Here is a 17,869-nt window from a genome sequence, read left to right as displayed (position 1 = left end):
CCGTGTTGTTAAGGAGAAAAACGCGCCAGGCCGCCCCAAGTTGGGCGGACTATTTCGCCCGCCAGACTCAAGCCTGCAAGACCCCGGCGCTCAAGCACTTGTATGCGGCGGGGCTGCCAACGGAGGATAGCCCGATCGGAGAGGTTCCGCTGGTGGCCTTGGATTTCGAGACCACGGGTCTGAACCCCCGCGAGCACGCCATTGTCAGCATTGGCCTGGTGCCCTTCGACCTGCGGGTCATCCGCCCGGCGGCGGGTCGTTACTGGGTGGTTAAGCCGCCCCGGCCACTACGGGCGGAGTCCATCGCCATCCATCGCATCACCCACTCGGAAGTGGAGCACGCGCCCCCCATCACCGCGATCCTCGACGAGCTGCTGGCCGCGCTCGCCGGCCGCCTGGTGGTGGTTCACTACCGCAACATCGAGCGCCCCTTCCTCGAGGCCGCCGTGCTGGCCAATCGCGGTGAACGCTGCCTGTTTCCCGTCATCGACACCATGGAGCTGGAGGCGCGCTGGGAGCGCCAGGGGCGCCTGGCGGGGCTCAAGCGCCTGTTCGGCCGCCAGCCGCCCTCCATCCGGCTAGCCGCCAGCCGCGCCCGCTACGGCCTGCCCCATTATTCGTCGCATCACGCCAAGGTGGATGCCATCGCCACGGCCGAGCTGTTCCAGGCCCAGATGGCCCGGCACTTCCGGCCGGACACACCGGTTTCAGATCTTTGGATCTAGGCGCTGAATGATCAAGGAATAACCGCAGCCGCCATCAAGCAGCCGCCGGTTTCACCGGTTTGGCGGGCTTGGCGATGCGGGGCTCGCTCAGCAGTCCTCTGACGATCGCGTAACAGCCCGCCAGCAGCAGGAAGGTAAAGGGCAGACCAGCGGACACCGCCACCGCCTGCAGGGCGGCCAGCCCCCCCCCCAAGAGCAGCGCGATGGCGACAGCCCCCTCGGTGATGCCCCAGAACACCCGCTGAGGCTTGGGCGCATCGATCTTGCCGCCGGCGGCGATGGTGTCGATCACCAGGGAGCCGGAGTCTGATGAGGTAATGAAGAACACGAGCACCAGCACGATACCGATGAACGAGGTGATGTCGGTCAGCGGCAGCTCGCTCAGCATCATGAACAGCTGTAACGGCAGCTCTGCCGAGACCGCGCCATCAAAGCCGTTTCGCACCTGATCAATGGCCGTGGTGCCGAAGGCGGTAAACCAGAAGATCGATACCGTGGTGGGAATGAGCAGCACGGAGATCAGGAACTCCCGCACCGAGCGCCCCCGGCTCACCCGCGCGATGAACATGCCCACGAAGGGCGACCAGCTGATCCACCAGCCCCAATAGAAGGTGGTCCAGCCCTGACTGTAGTTGACATCCTTGCGCGCGAAGGGGTTGGACAGGAAGGGCAGCTCACCCAGGTAGCTGACAATATTCTGGAAAAAGCTTTTAAAGATCAGCAGGCTCGGCCCCACCACCACCACAAACATCAGCAGCAGGAATGCCAGGACCATGTTGACCTCGGACAGGCGCTTCACGCCCTTGTCCACACCGGCCACGATGGACCCCAGGGCCACCGCCGTAATGCCGGTGATCAGCAGCACCAGGGTCACATCCCCGTCACCGAACCCGAACAGATAGTGCAGCCCCGAGGCCGCCTGCTCAGCACCAAACCCAAGCGACGTGGCCAGCCCGAACAGGGTGGCGAACACCGCCAGGATATCGACGATATGACCCGGCCAGCCCCAGATGCGCTCACCCAGAATCGGATAGAAGATGGACCGCACCGTCATGGGCAGGCCCTTGTTGTAGGAGAAGATCGCCAAGGCTAAAGCCACGATGGCGTACATCGCCCAGGGATGCAGGCTCCAGTGGAGCAAGGTTGCGGCCATACCCAGGCGGGTGGCGGCCGCCTCATCGCCGCCAGCTCCCCGGAGAGGCGCCCAGTCCGTGCGCACGCCGTCCTCCCCAACGGCGATGCCTTCCAGAGAGGTGCCGTAGTGAGTCAAGGGCTCGGCCACGCCATAGAACATCAGACCGATGCCCATTCCCGCCGCGAACAGCATGGCGAACCAGGAGATCCGCGAGAAATCCGGCGTCGCATCGGCGCCACCGATGCGAACGCGTCCCAGGGGCGAGACGATCAGGCCGAGACACAGCAACACAAAGACATTGGCCGACAGCAAGTAGAACCAGGTCGCATTGGCGTTGATCCAGTTCTTCGCCCCGTTAAAGATGGCGGTGGCCTGCTCGGGCAGGGCCAGGGTTAGCACCACGAAGCCAAGGATCATCAGAGCCGACACGGCAAAGACGGAGCTGTGGATGTCTATACTCACCCCGAGAGGACTGGCCTGGTAGTTGTCCTGACCGATCTGGTAATCGGTATCGATCAGATTGGCCGCTCCCTGCGGGGCCGGTATGCCGACCGACTCGAGCGGGATGTCCGGCGCTTGTGCAGGTTTTTCTTCCATGGGATTCTCCCTTGACTGCCTGAATTCGAATGGGGGGCTTGCGCGGTGGTCGTGAAGCGCCGTTTTATTCGGCGGAAAGATCCCGCCGCACGAGAAACACGGATGCCTTGGTGTGCTGGGCGATCTTGGCCCCGTTGGCGGGCATGATGGCATCGAGATGGGTGGGCAGATGCGTCGCCATGACCACCAGGTCGGCACCGACATCAGCAGTGGCCTGGACGAGGATTTTGTCCAGGTCGGCAGCCGGATCATGGCTGTTATAGACGCGCGCCGTCGGCTCATGGCCGCTGTCGGGGGCATGTTCCTCGGCAAAAGCCCTGAGCTTGACCTCATACTCCTCGGGCGTGCGGGCCACCGCACTGGGCTGGGAAGTGGTCACGCCGACGTAGCACAGAGCCGCCCCGTAGTGGAGCGAGAGATCCGCCGCCACCGTCAGAGCCTTCTCCAGCGCACCCAAGTGCGCAAGGTCTACCGGCACCATAATCGTCTTAAACATAACACTGTGCCTCCTAGGATTAGGCGGGGATTAGGTGGGATTAGGTGGGATTAGGCGGGGATTAGGCGAGCAGGTGCCGCGAGGAATCATCCTGCACGGTGGGTTGGCACTCTAACCATGACAACCTCAAGGAACCATGACAACCTCAAGGATAATCCGTCACTTTGACCCAGGAAGGTCTCACCCCAAGTGAAGCAGATGCGATGGACAGCGCCGCCGCGCGGCGCGAGAATTGACGCCGCTAGAAAGATCTTCGGTCGCTTGGTCGGGGAAGAATCCGATCACCGCGATAGCTTAACATGAGCTTCGCACCGATCCCCGCCGAAGGCGGTTTAGTTCAACGCCAGCATCGGGCGGCGCGCTATTCGCGCGCTCGGCTGCATGCCATCGTTTGGCAATCTAGTAGGTTTAATTGCATTCCTGACAATTAAATCTGGTCGCCAAGCGGCTAAACTTCCCTCATCGCCAACCGGCAAACGCTCTCCCGCCGCCATGAAAACCGATCATCCGATCTACCTGTACCTACGCAGCGGCTCCGAAGCCTTCCGGGTTCTCTCGGGTGGCTTGGTGCTGGAAGGCCCCTACAAAGCCTGCTCGCTGACCATCAAAGACATCGAGCGCCGACTCGATGGCTTGGTCGAACCCGACGGTCATTCAGGTCCGACCTTTGTGCTTGAATTCCAGGCCCAGCCGTCGGCCAAGTCGCTGTACAATCTCAACACCAAGGTCGGCCTCTACGGAGAGGAACACCCGGATCGGGAGGTGCTGGGCATTGCGGTGTTTCTGCGCGCGGTCGATATTCCCGAGCGCCCAAGCTGGGTCCATCAGAATGGCTCGCCAATTCGTTGCGTGGCGCTGGAACCCGTATTGCAGGAGCTGCTCGCGCGCGAGCCGGACAACCCCTTCGTTGCGGTCTTTGCACCGCTGATCATTGCCAGCGATGCCGAGTTGAGTGAACGCGCCCCGGCGCTATGGCAGAGCATCCAACAAGCGCCGCTTGCACAAGACATCCGCGAGACGCTGTCGAATGTGCTGGAATTTTGGTTGTTTGAACGCTACAAAGACAAGACCGAAGAGGAGATTTGGGCCATGTTAAATCTGGTGACTCCAATCCAAGAGACGAAGGCGTATCAGTCGATTTATGCTAAGGGTGAGGCAGCAGGTGAGGCAAGGGGCGAGGCAAGGGGCGAAGCAAGGGGCGAAGCAAGGGGCGAAACAAGGGGTAAAGTGATCACCCTGCACCGCCAGCTCACCCGCCGCTTTGGCCCATTGCCCCCTTGGGCCGAGCAGCGCATTGCCGCCGCACCCAAGGCGCAGCTTGAGACCTGGCTAGACGGTATTTTCGATGCCACGAGCGTTGAGGATTTACTCGGGGGCGAAGAGCGGCACTGACAACAAATTAAGAAATTAAGAATCAAAGGGGCTCGAATTAATTTGGGTGCGGCTCCTTTAGAACGACGCTCAGCGACTAGAAAACAACAGCTTAACCAGCTAGAAACCTGAGGACAGGGAAGACAGGGCCTCCACTCGGGTGCGAAACTGAAGGGACGAAACTTTTGTCACGGACCCTGAGGAGACCCTGTCGATGCCATGCTACACGATTTCTTTGCCAAGCCTCGATTGCTACGAGGGGGCGATCGCGCAGTTCGTCCAACTGCTTGAGACGCTGAGCGGGGAGCAAGCCCAACATGCCACGCACGGGGAAATCGAAGCGCTGGTGCAACAGGGCGGCATGAAGCTGCTGTGTGAGATGGTCCAGTCGCACCTGGAACAAAGAGCGCGAGAGGAACCGCGGTATGCGTCCGTGATTGGCGCCGATGGTTATCCCCGGACCCATCATCGCGCCGGCTGTACCCGACTTCTGGAGACCCGCTTTGGGGAAGTGACCGTCACGCGCCGGGGCTACGGTGCGCGGGGACTCCAGAGCGTCTTCCCCTTGGATGCTGAGCTGAATCTGCCCCCGGGCAGGTATTCCCATGGCCTGTGCGAGGTGCTGGCCGGTGAGGTCGTGAACAACTCCTTCGACGCCGCGCTTGCGGCACTCGAACAAGCCGGCGGCGGGACGCTGGCCAAGCGCCAAGCCGAGGAGGTGGCCGTGCATCTGAGCCAGGACTTCGACGCCTTCTACGCCCAACCCTTTGTCCCCCAGGAGCCGAATGAAGCGAGCGAACGCCTCCTGATCATCAGTGCTGACGGCAAGGGCATCGTGATGCGCCCCAGCGATTTGCGCGAGGCCACCCGCAAGGCGCGCGAGCGCCAAGCGCACAAGCAACAGACCCGGCTGAGTCCTGGGGAGAAAAAGCAGCGCAAACGCATGGCCACCGTCGCCTCGGTCTATGAGGTCGAGCCCTACCCACGCACCCCAGAGCAGATCCTTGATCCCAAACAAGCCCCCGCGGGCAAACGTCCCGAAGTCCAGAACAAACGCACCTGGGCACGCGTGGAGGCCGATCAGCGCACCGTCATCGAGCAGGCGTTTGAGGAGGCCATGCGCCGCGACCCGGATCAGCACCGCCGCTGGGTGGTGCTCTGTGACGGTCAGGAAGATCTGCTGCGCCAAGTCACAGCCGCGGCCGAGCGCTACAAGGTCGAGGTGGTGGTGATCCAGGACTTCATCCATGTGCTGGAATATCTGTGGAAAGCCGCGCATGCGCTCTTTCCCGAGACCCCCGCGGAGCGCGAGCAGTGGGTGATGGAGCGCGCCATGGCCATCCTCGAAGGTCGCGCCCACGACGTGGCCGTGGGACTGCGCCGCGCGGCAACGCGCAAGCAACTCGGCGAGACGGCGCGCAAACCCATCGATAAGGCGGCCGACTATATCGACAACAACCGCGAGCGCCTCGAATACGACCAAGCGCTTGCGCTGGGGCTGCCAATCGCCACTGGTGTGATCGAAGGCGCCTGTCGCCATCTCGTCAAAGATCGCATGGATCTCACCGGGGCGCGTTGGGGGCTGGCCCGCGCCGAGGCGATCCTGAAACTGCGCTCACTAAAGATCAGTGGGGACTTGCCGGCCTATCTTGCGTTTCACTTCGACGCTGAGCACCGACGCCACTATCCAGGACCACCGATCCCGCTGGACTTGCCCGTGGCGGCATGATGTCTCACTTGCGCCATCACCATCGACCGGAAACGTCGCCCGCAACCGCTGGATTCTGCGGCGCTTGGCGTCGTTCCAAAAGAGCCGCACCCAATTAATTTCGAGTCCCCCCGGGCAAGGACGCCCAACCCCTGACTGACCGCTCGGCTGCGGATAGACCGATTGGTTCTCCTCCGTGTCAGCCATGGTCATGGTCGCACCATCGACCAGGCGCACCGGGTGATTCCACGTATGCCACCAGTTCGGTGTGCCCGCACCGATCATGCCTCCCACCTGGCGCACCAGCGTCGAGACCACCTCTGCCGGCAAGCGTGCGCGCGCCTGGCAGTAAGCACTGGTGCTCGCCGCGCAGCGCGGCAGACCGCCAATGATGCGCTTGATCGCCGCGTCGTCGACCGCCTGCTGGCAGCTGCCATCGTCGGCGAGTACCTGCGCCAGAAACATCGACAATGTCTCCGTCGGCGAAAACACGCGTTCGCGATGCGCTGGCAAGAGTGCCTCGACTCCGTCGAGCAGTTGCGAACTGGTCAACAGGTTGAAGAACGCGTAGGAGTCGGTCTCCTCGGCGCGACGCTGAATCTGTTTCTGTTGCTCCAAGCCCGGGCGATGGTTAGCATGCATGAAGGCTGGCTCCTCGGGTGGTTGGTTTGATTTGGCGATTTCACCGTATCACCCTAGCTGCTAGCCTTCCCCAATTGTTTTCAAGCCCTTGCGCTTATCTTAGTGCCATTCGACCCAGGCCCGTTTTATCACTTGGAATTAAATCGAACCTGCCCCGTTTGGTTTCACCACCCCAACACAGTACCAACGCCAGCAGCAGCTGAGGTTGTCGCGCCGCCATGGAGCCAGCAGTGCATCGCCTCCCCTGGCGCCGAGCCCGACTAAAGATAGCCCCAGAGGGTGAGCTTCGAGGGAAGGACGGTGAAACCTGAGATCAGGTCGAATAGGTAAGGTAACTGGGCGCCATTGGTCGGCTGGCTCGAAAATTAATTCGAGCACGGCCCCTTTTATTAACCGGCAAACGCTCTCCCGCCGCCATGAAAACCGATCATCCGATCTACCTGTACCTACGCAGCGGCTCCGAAGCCTTCCGGGTTCTCTCGGGTGGCTTGGTGCTGGAAGGCCCCTACAAAGCCTGCTCGCTGACCATCAAAGACATCGAGCGCCGACTCGATGGCTTGGTCGAACCCGACGGTCATTCAGGTCCGACCTTTGTGCTTGAATTCCAGGCCCAGCCGTCGGCCAAGTCGCTGTACAATCTCAACACCAAGGTCGGCCTCTACGGAGAGGAACACCCGGATCGGGAGGTGCTGGGCATTGCGGTGTTTCTGCGCGCGGTCGATATTCCCGAGCGCCCAAGCTGGGTCCATCAGAATGGCTCGCCAATTCGTTGCGTGGCGCTGGAACCCGTATTGCAGGAGCTGCTCGCGCGCGAGCCGGACAACCCCTTCGTTGCGGTCTTTGCACCGCTGATCATTGCCAGCGATGCCGAGTTGAGTGAACGCGCCCCGGCGCTATGGCAGAGCATCCAACAAGCGCCGCTTGCACAAGACATCCGCGAGACGCTGTCGAATGTGCTGGAATTTTGGTTGTTTGAACGCTACAAAGACAAGACCGAAGAGGAGATTTGGGCCATGTTAAATCTGGTGACTCCAATCCAAGAGACGAAGGCGTATCAGTCGATTTATGCTAAGGGTGAGGCAGCAGGTGAGGCAAGGGGCGAGGCAAGGGGCGAAGCAAGGGGTAAAGTGATCACCCTGCACCGCCAGCTCACCCGCCGCTTTGGCCCATTGCCCCCTTGGGCCGAGCAGCGCATTGCCGCCGCACCCAAGGCGCAGCTTGAGACCTGGCTAGACGGTATTTTCGATGCCACGAGCGTTGAGGATTTACTCGGGGGCGAAGAGCGGCACTGACAACAAATTAAGAAATCAAGAATCAAAGGGGCTCGAATTAATTTTCGAGTCCCCCCAGGCAAGGACGCCCAACCCCTGACTGACTGCTCGGCTGCGGATAGACCGCTTGGTTCTCCTCCGTGTCAGCCATGGTCATGGTCGCACCATCGACCAGGCGCACCGGGCGATTCCACGTATGCCACCAGTTCGGTGTGCCCGCACCGATCATGCCTCCCACCTGGCGCACCAGCGTCGAGACCACCTCTGCCGGCAAGCGTGCGCGCGCCTGGCAGTAAGCACTGGTGCTCGCCGCGCAGCGCGGCAGACCGCCAATGATGCGCTTGATCGCCGCGTCGTCGACCGCCTGCTGGCAACTGCCATCGTCGGCGAGTACCTGCGCCAGAAACATCGACAATGTCTCCGTCGGCGGAAACACCCGTTCGCGATGCGCTGGCAAGAGTGCCTCGACTCCGTCGAGCAGTTGCAAACTGGTCAACAGGTTGAAGAACGCGTAGGAGTCGGTCTCCTCGGCGCGACGCTGAATCTGTTTCTGTTGCTCCAAGCCCGGGCGATGGTTAGCATGCATGAAGGCTGGCTCCTCGGGTGGTTGGTTTGATTTGGCGATTTCACCGTATCACCCTAGCTGCCAGCCTTCCTCAATTGTTTTCAAGCCCTTGCGCTTATCTTAGTGCCATTCGAGCGAGGCCCGTTTTATCACTTGGAATTAAATCGAACCTGCCCCGTTTGGTTTCACCACCCCAACACACTACCAACGCCAGCAGCAGCTGGGGCTTGTCGCGCCGCCATGGGGCCAGCAGTGCATCGCCTCCCGTGGCGCCGAGCCCGACTAAAGATAGCCCCAGAGGGTGAGCTTCGAGGGAAGGACGGTGAAACCTGAGATCAGGTCGAATAGGTAAGGTAACTGGACGCCATTGGTCGGCTGGCTCGAAAATTAATTCGAGCACGGCCCCTTTTATTTCAGGTCTGGCTGCCAGCCTGTTTGCCGGTGTCCTTACCCTCGAGCACGAAACAGCCGCGCCGGTAAAGATCGAGCGCGCGGGGTGGTGCTGCCATCGGGAAGGCGCTCGGTGACGGAGCGCTCGAAGACGTAGGCATTGCGGCTGGTGTCCGCGCTCGGCGGCCCACGGTCGGCCAGTGGCTAGTCTGCGGCCAGGCTGTTTTTGTAGATCTGGCCGTCCTTCATGATCACCAGAAAGTTGTTGGCCGCGTCGGCCACCAGGGAGAGATCCTCCAGTGGATTGCCGTCGACCAGCAGCAGATCGGCCAGCGCGCCGGTCTCGACCACGCCAAGCGGTCCTTGGTAGGGACTGCGCGGCCCTGAGAGCGCGAGCAGCTCGGCGTTGCCCGAGGTGGCCATGCGCAATGCCTCGGCCGGGGTGAACCAGCGCTCCATCACCGCCAGTTTGTGACCCTGGCGGGGTGCGTTCTTGGCGCTGAACAGAATGTCGGTGCCCCAGGCGGTCTTGATGTCGAACTGCTTGGCCAGCCGGTAGGCGCGATCCGTGCCGGCGTACATCGCCAGTTGCTTGACGCGGTTGGCGGACCCTTCCGGATAAGGCGAGGGCTGATCGTCGATGAAGGGCTGCAGGCTCCACCAGAGATCATGCTCCGCGATCAAGCGCGCGGTGTCCTCGTCGAGCAGCTGACCATGGTCGATGCATTGCACGCCGGCCTCGATCGCCTGGCGCACGGCGCGAGGGGTGTAGGCATGCACGGTCACATAGGTCCCCCAGTTCTCCGCCGCCTCGACCGCCGCGCGCAGCTCCGCGACTGTGTATTGGGTGACATCCAGCGGGTCGTAGATGGAGGCCACACCGCCGCCGGCCATGAGCTTGATTTGCGAAGCGCCGAGCGCCAATTGCTCGCGGGCGCGCTTGCGCACGGCGTCCGGGCTGTCCGCAATGACGGCGGCGCCGACCTTCTCGCTGTAGGAGAAGGCACTGGGCGCGGCGGGTAGCTCGTTCGGCAGCCGGAAGTCGCCGTGGCCACCGCTCTGGGAGATGAAGGCTCCAGCCGGCCAGATGCGGGGCCCTAGGACCAGCCCGGCGTCGATCCCGCGCTTGAGCCCGAACACCGGGCCGCCGAGATCGCGAATGCTGGTGAAGCCACGCATCAGCATGTCGTAAGCCGCGCGCGTGGCCGCGATATTGAGAAAGCCGATGTCGCTGGTGAGCAATGTTTGCTGCGACAGGGTGGCGTACATCACATGGGTGTGGGCATCGATCAGCCCAGGCATTAGGGTGCGGCCCTCGCCGTCGATGCGCGTCAGGGCAGCGCCTTCCGGCGGTTCCAGCGGCGCTTTCGAGATCGCCTCGATGCGATTGCCGACCACAAGGATCCACATCGGCTCGGTGAGTTGCTCGGCGCGCCCATCGAAAATGCGTACCTGCTCGAAAAGCACAGCCTTGGACGGTTCTGCCTTTGACGGTGATTGGGGCTGAGCGGTCGCGGGGGATTGGGCCGCAGGCTGGGTCGGAGTTTGGTCTGGGGTCTCGGCTGGAGTCATCATGGGTGCGGCTAGCAAGTTGAGCGCGAGGAGCGACTTGAGAATACGGGGAAACATGGGCATGGCTTGGTCAGCGACGTGAAATTATTAAATTGGGCATCGCCCCCGTGATCGGACGGGTGCTCTAGCGTTCTTTGGCCTGGCGACACGCTTCTGTTGTGAGACCGGAACTCTTCAGGCTCAGGGGGCGGGGCTCGGGTCCGTCTTGAGTATCGCCACTGTTTGACCCGAGGCATCAACCAACTCGAGCGCGGTGCCGCGCAAGCGCATGGATCGGATTTCCTGCAGGGCGAGCATCACTGCAAGCCAATCTGTGCCCAATCAGACCTTAGAAGCGCTCGATCTCTTGTTTCAGGGCCTGCGCGACGCGATCCACATCGCGCGCGGTCTCCGCGGTGGCGTCGCTGGTGGTGTTGGTCTGCTCGATCATCAAGGCGATCTGCTGAACCCGCTTGGAAATCGCAGTGCTGGCAAGGCTTTGCGCAGTTGCAGGGACAGGAGCAGGATGCGGCGCGCCGCCGTCAGGAGCTCTCGCAGTTGCGCATTGAGCTGCAAAAACCAGCAACGCCGCGCAGCCAATCTGCGTCGCGACTATGAGCGCGATGCCCGGGTAGAGGCGAAAACAGCAGGTGCCTGGCTGAAATCAAATCCAACCCTTTTCACTATTGAGCCTTTTCACTTTTGTGGAGATACCTCAGCCCTGGACCATTTTTCACTGCAGCTTGCTCAGAACGACAACCAAACCAGGGCGTCATCCTTGGATGTGAAGCACTGAATGCGAATCCCGCGATTGCTGCCGGTGATGTGAAGAAACTGCTCGGGCTCGCCCACGCACGCAAAAAGAACGGCGAATTTTGCCGCACTGAGCACCTCATTAGCAGCAACCTGCTCATTGTGCTCCTGAATTAGGACCAGCCCGGGAAAGGACGGAAGTGCCGAGGCATCGATCAGCACCCTCGACCTGTTGGTGCTGGAGATTGCATTGGCTACGTCTTCCCTATCCCGCGCCCATTCCCAGTCGCCAATGGCCTCGGCCCCGTAAACGACTTCAAGAATGTTGTTCTCCGCGGGCGCTGATATGCGGATGGCCATGCCGTCTTCTCCCGCCAAAACCTGGGCTTAAGGTGATGTTGCCATATTCATCCCGCCGATGCCAATAATGCAAGCCCTGGAAGGAACTTCCTGTCACATTTCGCCAGATCTTGAGCCTTGAGGATGTCGATCCTAGGAAACAATTGTCCAATATCTTTAATTCTGCCTAGCACCGTAAGGCAGCCTTGCACAGCGCAATCTTGCCCACTCCAAACCCTATGACACTGCTTACCGCCCATTTCGCCACACCGTATCCCGGCAGGAAATAGACGGAAGCTGTCACCGGCAACGTCCCCGCCTTCTCAACAAGCCAGCCGGGAGCCTTGGGTTTTGGGTCGGGTGACGGGCGCGGGGGTCTCGGCGGCAGGACGCCGCCGTGAAGCCTCCAGGGATGGATTTACGGCGTCCCCCGCGCCCGTCACCCGACCCAAAACAGCCCCAGAACTCGAAGCGCTAACCATCCCCACCAACACGCTGTCCATGCTTACGAAGTTTAGTACATGAGCAGTGGTTTCGTCCACAGTCAATTCGACTCGGGATACAATTTGCGGATACTGGATATCGCATCAAACCCAACGACCCTTCCTGTGGTTCAGTACCCTCGGCGGTGCGGCGCTGGAATCGAGATGTTCGGCGCCGGCGGACCGCTCGGCCCGGAAATGATCCGGACAGTCCTCCCGTTCGCCGCGATCATGCGGCATAATGACCAGCCGTCGCGGTCTTGATGAGGAGATGACATCCTTGAGCACCCATGCCACTGTGTCCTTCGACGATGAGCCACTGATTCTGGTGGACTCGGACGACACCGTCACCGGCTACCAGAACAAAGCCCAGGCGCATGAGGGCGGCGGCGTCCTGCATCGCGCATTTTCGATTTTTCTGTTCAACCCGCGCGGGGAAGTGCTGCTGCAACAGCGCAGCGGCGAGAAACCCCTATGGCCGTTGTTCTGGTCCAACAGCTGCTGCAGCCATCCGCGCCGGGGCGAGAGTTATCAGGAGGCCACCCATCGCCGCCTGAGAGAAGAGCTTGCCGTGGATACCGAGCTTGATTTCATTTATCGCTTCGAGTACCACGCACCATTCCAAGACATCGGCTCGGAACGCGAGCTTTGTTCCGTCTATATTGGCCGCCTGGATGACACCCAGGCCATCGACGTCAACCCAAGCGAGATCGCCGACTGGCGCTGGCTGAGCCTGACCGATACCGACGCCCTGGTCGCCACCCACGGGCAGGCCGAGCCACCGGAGCGGATCACACCCTGGTTTGTAATGGAATGGCAGCGCCTGCGCAGTGATTTCCCCGAGCGCATCGTACAGCTTGCGCTTTAGCGACCAATTTTTGATTCCCAATCCACCAAGACACAAAGATGCCTCTACCCGTGCAAGTCAACTCGCCTAAAAAAACCCCCACCATCCCGCGCCTGTTCACCTGGCCCTTGGGCTTCGTCCCCGCGAAGCTGCAAACCGGCGCGCTGACGCAAATTCTCAACCGCGTCTTCGCCCCAGAGCTGAGCGACGGCGAGCTGGATTTTCTTGACGAGAAAGTTATGCGCATTCGGGTCGAGGATGTCGGCCTCGAATACCGGCTGACGCTGACCAACGGCAAGCTCCGGGCCGCCCAACCCGGACAGGCCGAAGACCTGAGCATCGAAGGCAACGCTTACGAATTTCTGCTGCTCGCCACCCGTCAGGAAGACCCGGACACACTGTTCTTCAACCGCCGCCTGCGCCTCGGCGGCAGCACCGAGCTGGGCCTTTATGTGAAGAACTTTCTCGACGGGCTGGAGCTTGAGCCGCGCCTAGGGCCACTACTTCCGGTGATGAAAGGCGCCACGTCCCTGATGGGCCGCCTGGCGCGCTAGCGGTAAGCGCGACTTACCTTAAAACAGCCGCTTCTCCTCCGAGGTGGTGCCTCACCAGGAGCCTTAGGCCGCTCCCTGGAGCGCCATGCCTGCACCACCATGCCAATAGCCATCGCAAGCGCCCGAGGGCGTTAGCTCCGTTGCTTTGGCGCCGGCATCGGCCGGGGTCAGTTCCCCGCGCAAGGCCTGGTCGAACAGCCGGATGATCTCATCGGTATGCTCCGCCTGCGGGCTGATGCGCAGAATATCGACATTGAGTTCCCGCATGCGTGGCAGTTCGGCCAGCAGATTGGCTGTGCGGGCGGACAGGGTCTGAATGCCATTGAGCGCCAGAAAGCTCTGATCATCCTGGGTCGCGACCACCAGGCCGTCGGGATAATCGATACAACAATATTGGCAGTCGTCCTTGGGCAAATTGCGCGCGCGCGCGGTGAAGCAGCGCGCCGAATACGCCAAGGGCAAGCGCCCGTAGGCCAGCACCTCGGTTTCCACCCCGTTTGGGCGCTGGCGCTGCATGTCGGCCAGGGTCTCGGCGGTTAGCTCCACCGGTAACACCCAGCGTTTGAGCCCTTGCCGAGCCAGCAGCGCCAGGCTGCGGTCGTTGTAAATGTTGACGCTGTGCCCAACCACAAAAGGCTTGCCCTGGAGCAAATTTACCGCGCCCATGTCGTTGGCCTCGACCAGAAAGCGACCGTTGTCGCAGATGGAACGCAGGCGAATGAGTTCTGACTCAGCCTCCAGCAGGCTGAGCGTGGACAGCACCACTTCCTTGCCCGACTCGACTAGGCGCTCGCCAATGGCTAGCCAGTCCTCAAACTTCAGCTCCTTGTGCTTGGAGCAGAGGGTTTCGCCGAGGTAGACGATATCCACCGGGAGTTGCGCCACCTGGGCATAGAAGGCGTCGACCGTCTCTTTTGGCCAGTAATAACCAATCGGGCCAAGTGACAGGCGCGGGCCGGGACGAGAAGCAGCTTGTGTTTCAGCTGGGGTCATAGTTGTCTCAATCTCTGGGAATCAATCATGCACGGCGTGCCAGCCTGAGGGGCCTTGGCGCAGCTTGCCGAGCTTTGGGGACTTGGGTGGAAACTTACTGCCATGGCCGATGATAAGCACCCAGGGTGGTCTGCGCCCCCTCGGACACCTTGCCAAGCTCAGCGGTCCATTCCGGTCGGGGCGTGAAGTGCTCGGGGTCGCGCGCGAAGGCATCGAGCGCCTGGCGCCACACCTTGGTGACCTGCCCGACATAGACCGGACTGCGCTGCCGTCCCTCGATCTTGACCGCCTTAACACCAGCCGCAGCCAGCTCCGGCAGCAGTTCCATGGCATTGAGACTGGTGGGTTCTTCAATTGCATGATAGGTGTGGTCACCCACCCGGAAGGTACCCTTACACAAAGTTGGGTAGCCGACGTTCTCCCCCTTGGGGTGGCGCTGAATGAGCACGCCGCCTAGGCGCGTATCGAGCCCCTCGGGCGTTTCAATCCACTCCACATGACTGGCCGGAGAGCAGGCGCCGTAGGTGTTGGGTGAACGTCCAGTGGCGTAAGAGGACAGAATGCAACGCCCCTCGACCATCACGCACAAGCTGCCAAAGGCGAAGACTTCAATTTCCAGCGGGCTGTTCTCCACCACATGGCGAATCTGGCTCATCGACAGCACCCGCGGCAGCACCGCGCGGCGCACGCCGAAGTGCTCGTGATAAAAGCGCAGCGCCTCGTAATTGGTCGCCGAACCCTGCACCGACAGATGCAAGGCCAGCTCGGGATGCTTAGAGCTTGCGTAATCCAACACCCCAAGATCCGCCGCGATGAGTGCGTCCACGCCAAGATCGGCTGCGCGGTCCACCGCCTCTTGCCAGCGACTGAAGCCATCGGGTCGCGGATAGGTATTGAGCGCAATAAACACCCGCACCCCACGCCGGCGGGCATACTCCACCCCCTCGGCCATCTTGTTGGGCGCAAAATTCAGCCCGGCGAAATGCCGTGCGTTGGTATCGTCGCGAAAGCCAAAATAAACCGCGTTTGCGCCATGATCGACAGCGGTTTTTAGCGACGGCAGATTGCCAGCGGGACAGACCAGTTCCATGAGAACATCCGGAGGTTTATAAGGTTGGAAGTAAGACGTTAAACTTGTTGGTTTTCAGCGCTCAGCTAGCGCGGGCCGATGATTGAAGACCGGCTGCCAACCTGGCGCTCATGGTCCCGGCCACCCCGGAGAATGCATCCATGAGATTCAGGCTAACGACCATTGCACGCTTCATTTCACACGTCAGGCTTCAATCAAGCCGCGTCAAGTGCATCTGCCAGTGGCTCTCCCAGGCGCGCGCCCTGTTGGGTTCCACGCCGATGCAATGCCTGCTCGATGCCGTTCAACACCGCCCACTTTTTGCTGCACCACTCGGGTGCCAGCAAAATATCGCGCGAGGCCGTGCCCGTCACGCGATGAAAAACCACCTCTGGCGGCGTGCGTTCGATCAGATCCGCCGCGATGTCAATGTAAGCACCCAGCGTCAGTGGATGATAATCGCCTCGCCGCCAGTGATTGGCCATATCTGTGTTTCGCACCACGTGCAGCGGGTGCAGCTTGAGCCCGTCTACACCCTGCTCCAGCACGCGTTCCAGGGATGCGAGCGCGTGCTCACGCCCCTCTCCCGGCAACCCGATGATCAGATGCGTGCAGACCGGTAGCCCCCGCAGTTGCGCCTGCTCGAGTGCACGGCAATAGTCGCCGAACCCATGCCCACGATTCACCCGCGCCAGGGTTGCATCGAAGGCCGATTGCAGCCCCAGCTCAAGCCAAACCTCATGCCCCTGATCGCGCAACTCGGCAAGTAGATCGAGCACCGGCGCCGGCACCGCATCGGGGCGGGTGCCGACCGACAGCCCGATGACGTCAGGCTCGGCCAGCGCCGCGCGGTAGAGCGCTTCTAGCCGCTCCGCATCCGCGTAGGTGTTGGTATAGGCCTGAAAATAAGCGAGAAATCGCACCGCGCCAGTGCGCTTGCGCAGCACCGCGCGACCTGCCGCAATCTGCTCCGCGACGCCCGGCTCGCGCTGCGAATGCGGGCTGAAGGAGGCATTATTGCAGAAGGTGCAACCGCCCCGCCCCTTGCTGCCATCCCGATTGGGGCAGGTAAAGCCCGCATGAATCGCAACTTTGTGCACCCGCGTCCCGTAGCGGCGCAAGAGGTCAGTCCCGAAAGTGTGAACAACATCAGATAGCGCCATGCGCCCGCCCAAAATTCATCGTCCCCGCCCGCCAGCCCGGAGCCTAAAGCTGTTGTTGCAAGCTAGCATTCCCGCAAAGGCCAGAGACGGCAAACCTTAGAGAGTCCCACAAAGCTCCACTCACGGCAATGACGCCAGTCAAGGCGACCCTGCCCGTGAGCGTTAGGCGAAGGGACGATTTTCTATTAAAGTAAGCGGCAACCTTGTCAAGTCCGCACGATTCCCTCACTTCAGCCAGGTAATGCAGCTAACCAACCGGGCATAGACCACCAACCACAGCACCATGGAATACAAGGACTACTACAAAATCCTTGGGCTCCCGCGGGATGCCACTCAGGATCAGATCAAGAGCGCCTACCGCAAGCTCGCGCGCAAGTACCATCCGGACGTGAGCAAGGAGCCTCAGGCCGAACAGCGCTTCAAGGAGGTCAACGAGGCCAATGAAGTTCTGAAAGACCCGGACAAACGCGCCGCCTACGATGCCCTCGGCAACAACTGGCACGCCGGGCAGGACTTCCGCCCGCCACCAGGCGGTGCGGGTGGTTTCGACGGCTTCAAGCGCGAATTTAACGCCGAGGACATTGATCAGTTCAGCGACTTTTTCGCCAGCGTTTTCGGCAGCGGCTTTCGCCGCGAACGCCCCCAGCCACGGCAGCGCGGTATGGACCAGAACACCCGCATCCAGATTTCGCTAGAAGACGCCCACCAGGGCACAACCAAAAAGATCCGCATTGACGAACCGCGCCAGCGCCCAGATGTCGGCGGGGTCCCCAACAGCCGCACGCTCAATGTGCGCATTCCGGCCGGGGTCACCCAGGGCCAGCAGATTCGCCTCGCCGGCCAGGGCTCGCCCGGCTCCGGCGGCAATGGCGACCTGTTTCTGGAAGTCGACTTCGCCCCGCACCCCATTTACCGCGCCGAGGGCAAAGACATCCACCTCAACCTGCCTATCGCGCCCTGGGAGGCGGCACTGGGAGCCACAGTGCCAATTCCCACCCTGGGCGGCACCGTCAGCCTGCGCATCCCGCCCGGCTCGCAGAGCAATCAGCGTCTGCGTCTGAAGGGCCGAGGTCTGCCCGGCAAGACAGCGGGCGACGCCTTCGTGCAGCTTGAAATTGTCAACCCATCTGCGGACAGCGACAAGGCCCAGAAAGCCTATCGCAAGCTCGCTGAACACTTTGGCGACTTCAACCCGCGCGCCAAATTGGGGGTGTGATC

The 17,869-nt window shown here is 61.5% G+C and carries 16 protein-coding genes; 7 read left to right on the top strand and 9 right to left on the bottom strand.

From position 1 onward, the window contains the following. The first annotated feature begins 2 nt into the window (after positions 1–2). Entirely contained in the window at positions 3–725 is a 723-nt protein-coding gene (locus Thiofri_RS10955; RefSeq protein WP_009151441.1) for a 3'-5' exonuclease, read from the top strand. Positions 726–759: 34 nt separating this feature from the next. On the opposite strand, the gene Thiofri_RS10950 is transcribed toward Thiofri_RS10955, so the two are convergent. Together Thiofri_RS10950 and Thiofri_RS10945 are read right to left on the bottom strand one after the other, a co-directional pair. Continuing rightward, the gene (locus Thiofri_RS10950) at positions 760–2,457 is read right to left on the bottom strand and encodes a BCCT family transporter (RefSeq protein WP_009151440.1); all 1,698 of its coding nucleotides are present in this window, start codon (positions 2,455–2,457) and stop codon (positions 760–762) included. A 64-nt stretch (positions 2,458–2,521) separates the two neighbouring features. Next, positions 2,522–2,953: a universal stress protein gene (locus Thiofri_RS10945; RefSeq protein ID WP_009151439.1), complete on the bottom strand. Its 432-nt coding sequence runs from the start codon at positions 2,951–2,953 to the stop codon at positions 2,522–2,524. A gap of 492 nt (positions 2,954–3,445) precedes the next feature. On the opposite strand from Thiofri_RS10945, the gene Thiofri_RS10940 reads away from it, so the two are divergent. Continuing rightward, positions 3,446–4,345: a DUF2887 domain-containing protein gene (locus Thiofri_RS10940; protein WP_323706139.1), complete on the top strand. Its 900-nt coding sequence runs from the start codon at positions 3,446–3,448 to the stop codon at positions 4,343–4,345. Positions 4,346–4,538: 193 nt separating this feature from the next. Further along, entirely contained in the window at positions 4,539–6,053 is a 1,515-nt protein-coding gene (locus Thiofri_RS10935; RefSeq protein ID WP_009146704.1) for an ISKra4-like element ISThio1 family transposase, read from the top strand. Here Thiofri_RS10935 and Thiofri_RS10930 read toward each other — a convergent pair. Beyond that, positions 5,943–6,674: a hypothetical protein gene (locus tag Thiofri_RS10930; RefSeq protein ID WP_323706137.1), complete on the bottom strand. Its 732-nt coding sequence runs from the start codon at positions 6,672–6,674 to the stop codon at positions 5,943–5,945. The two genes, Thiofri_RS10935 and Thiofri_RS10930, sit on opposite strands and share 111 nt — an antisense overlap. Positions 6,675–7,090: 416 nt before the next feature. Between Thiofri_RS10930 and Thiofri_RS10925 the strand changes: the two genes are divergently transcribed. Further along, the gene (locus Thiofri_RS10925; RefSeq protein ID WP_009151438.1) at positions 7,091–7,966 is read left to right on the top strand and encodes a DUF2887 domain-containing protein; all 876 of its coding nucleotides are present in this window, start codon (positions 7,091–7,093) and stop codon (positions 7,964–7,966) included. Between the two features lie 37 nt (positions 7,967–8,003). On the opposite strand, the gene Thiofri_RS10920 is transcribed toward Thiofri_RS10925, so the two are convergent. From Thiofri_RS10920 to Thiofri_RS10910, 3 genes are all read right to left on the bottom strand, one after another. Beyond that, positions 8,004–8,531: a hypothetical protein gene (locus Thiofri_RS10920; RefSeq protein ID WP_009151437.1), complete on the bottom strand. Its 528-nt coding sequence runs from the start codon at positions 8,529–8,531 to the stop codon at positions 8,004–8,006. Between the two features lie 573 nt (positions 8,532–9,104). Then, the gene (locus Thiofri_RS10915; protein ID WP_009151435.1) at positions 9,105–10,535 is read right to left on the bottom strand and encodes a metal-dependent hydrolase family protein; all 1,431 of its coding nucleotides are present in this window, start codon (positions 10,533–10,535) and stop codon (positions 9,105–9,107) included. A 663-nt stretch (positions 10,536–11,198) separates the two neighbouring features. Then, positions 11,199–11,564 (bottom strand): hypothetical protein, encoded by a 366-nt coding sequence (locus Thiofri_RS10910; RefSeq protein WP_009151433.1) that lies wholly within the window; start codon positions 11,562–11,564, stop codon positions 11,199–11,201. 702 nt (positions 11,565–12,266) lie between these two features. Between Thiofri_RS10910 and idi the strand changes: the two genes are divergently transcribed. Both idi and ubiT read left to right on the top strand, forming a co-directional pair. Further along, the gene (gene idi / locus Thiofri_RS10905; RefSeq protein ID WP_051024000.1) at positions 12,267–12,893 is read left to right on the top strand and encodes an isopentenyl-diphosphate Delta-isomerase; all 627 of its coding nucleotides are present in this window, start codon (positions 12,267–12,269) and stop codon (positions 12,891–12,893) included. Between the two features lie 38 nt (positions 12,894–12,931). Then, positions 12,932–13,426 (top strand): ubiquinone anaerobic biosynthesis accessory factor UbiT, encoded by a 495-nt coding sequence (gene ubiT / locus Thiofri_RS10900; protein ID WP_009151431.1) that lies wholly within the window; start codon positions 12,932–12,934, stop codon positions 13,424–13,426. A 63-nt stretch (positions 13,427–13,489) separates the two neighbouring features. On the opposite strand, the gene ubiV is transcribed toward ubiT, so the two are convergent. The 3 genes from ubiV to Thiofri_RS10885 all read right to left on the bottom strand — a co-directional run bounded on the left by ubiV (position 13,490) and on the right by Thiofri_RS10885 (position 16,651). Further along, positions 13,490–14,419, bottom strand: a complete 930-nt coding sequence (ubiV, locus tag Thiofri_RS10895; protein WP_009151430.1) for a ubiquinone anaerobic biosynthesis protein UbiV — start codon at positions 14,417–14,419, stop codon at positions 13,490–13,492. Positions 14,420–14,513: 94 nt separating this feature from the next. Beyond that, entirely contained in the window at positions 14,514–15,509 is a 996-nt protein-coding gene (gene ubiU, locus Thiofri_RS10890) for a ubiquinone anaerobic biosynthesis protein UbiU (RefSeq protein ID WP_009151429.1), read from the bottom strand. Between the two features lie 194 nt (positions 15,510–15,703). Next, a complete protein-coding gene (locus tag Thiofri_RS10885; protein WP_009151428.1) occupies positions 15,704–16,651 on the bottom strand; it encodes a TIGR01212 family radical SAM protein in 948 nt (315 codons plus the stop codon). A gap of 283 nt (positions 16,652–16,934) precedes the next feature. On the opposite strand from Thiofri_RS10885, the gene Thiofri_RS10880 reads away from it, so the two are divergent. Continuing rightward, positions 16,935–17,867, top strand: coding sequence for a DnaJ C-terminal domain-containing protein (locus Thiofri_RS10880; protein ID WP_009151427.1), 933 nt, complete (start codon positions 16,935–16,937; stop codon positions 17,865–17,867). Positions 17,868–17,869: the final 2 nt, after the last annotated feature.

Origin of the sequence: Thiorhodovibrio frisius, assembly GCF_033954835.1 — a bacterium.
GTDB classification, from domain to species: Bacteria; Pseudomonadota; Gammaproteobacteria; order Chromatiales; family Chromatiaceae; genus Thiorhodovibrio; species Thiorhodovibrio frisius.
The sequence above is the reverse complement of the archived record's forward strand: the minus strand, read 5'-3'. Positions and strand labels throughout refer to the sequence as shown.

Coding starts and splice junctions, on each gene's coding strand:
- idi (WP_051024000.1), top strand. CDS start 12,267: ATGACCAGCCGTCGCGGTCTTGATGAGGAGATGACATCCTTGAGCACC.
- Thiofri_RS10945 (WP_009151439.1), bottom strand. CDS start 2,953: ATGTTTAAGACGATTATGGTGCCGGTAGACCTTGCGCACTTGGGTGCG.
- Thiofri_RS10910 (WP_009151433.1), bottom strand. CDS start 11,564: ATGGCCATCCGCATATCAGCGCCCGCGGAGAACAACATTCTTGAAGTC.
- Thiofri_RS10925 (WP_009151438.1), top strand. CDS start 7,091: ATGAAAACCGATCATCCGATCTACCTGTACCTACGCAGCGGCTCCGAA.
- ubiV (WP_009151430.1), bottom strand. CDS start 14,419: ATGACCCCAGCTGAAACACAAGCTGCTTCTCGTCCCGGCCCGCGCCTG.
- Thiofri_RS10930 (WP_323706137.1), bottom strand. CDS start 6,674: ATGCATGCTAACCATCGCCCGGGCTTGGAGCAACAGAAACAGATTCAG.
- ubiT (WP_009151431.1), top strand. CDS start 12,932: ATGCCTCTACCCGTGCAAGTCAACTCGCCTAAAAAAACCCCCACCATC.
- Thiofri_RS10940 (WP_323706139.1), top strand. CDS start 3,446: ATGAAAACCGATCATCCGATCTACCTGTACCTACGCAGCGGCTCCGAA.
- Thiofri_RS10885 (WP_009151428.1), bottom strand. CDS start 16,651: ATGGCGCTATCTGATGTTGTTCACACTTTCGGGACTGACCTCTTGCGC.
- Thiofri_RS10915 (WP_009151435.1), bottom strand. CDS start 10,535: ATGCCCATGTTTCCCCGTATTCTCAAGTCGCTCCTCGCGCTCAACTTG.
- ubiU (WP_009151429.1), bottom strand. CDS start 15,509: ATGGAACTGGTCTGTCCCGCTGGCAATCTGCCGTCGCTAAAAACCGCT.
- Thiofri_RS10950 (WP_009151440.1), bottom strand. CDS start 2,457: ATGGAAGAAAAACCTGCACAAGCGCCGGACATCCCGCTCGAGTCGGTC.
- Thiofri_RS10880 (WP_009151427.1), top strand. CDS start 16,935: ATGGAATACAAGGACTACTACAAAATCCTTGGGCTCCCGCGGGATGCC.
- Thiofri_RS10935 (WP_009146704.1), top strand. CDS start 4,539: ATGCCATGCTACACGATTTCTTTGCCAAGCCTCGATTGCTACGAGGGG.
- Thiofri_RS10920 (WP_009151437.1), bottom strand. CDS start 8,531: ATGCATGCTAACCATCGCCCGGGCTTGGAGCAACAGAAACAGATTCAG.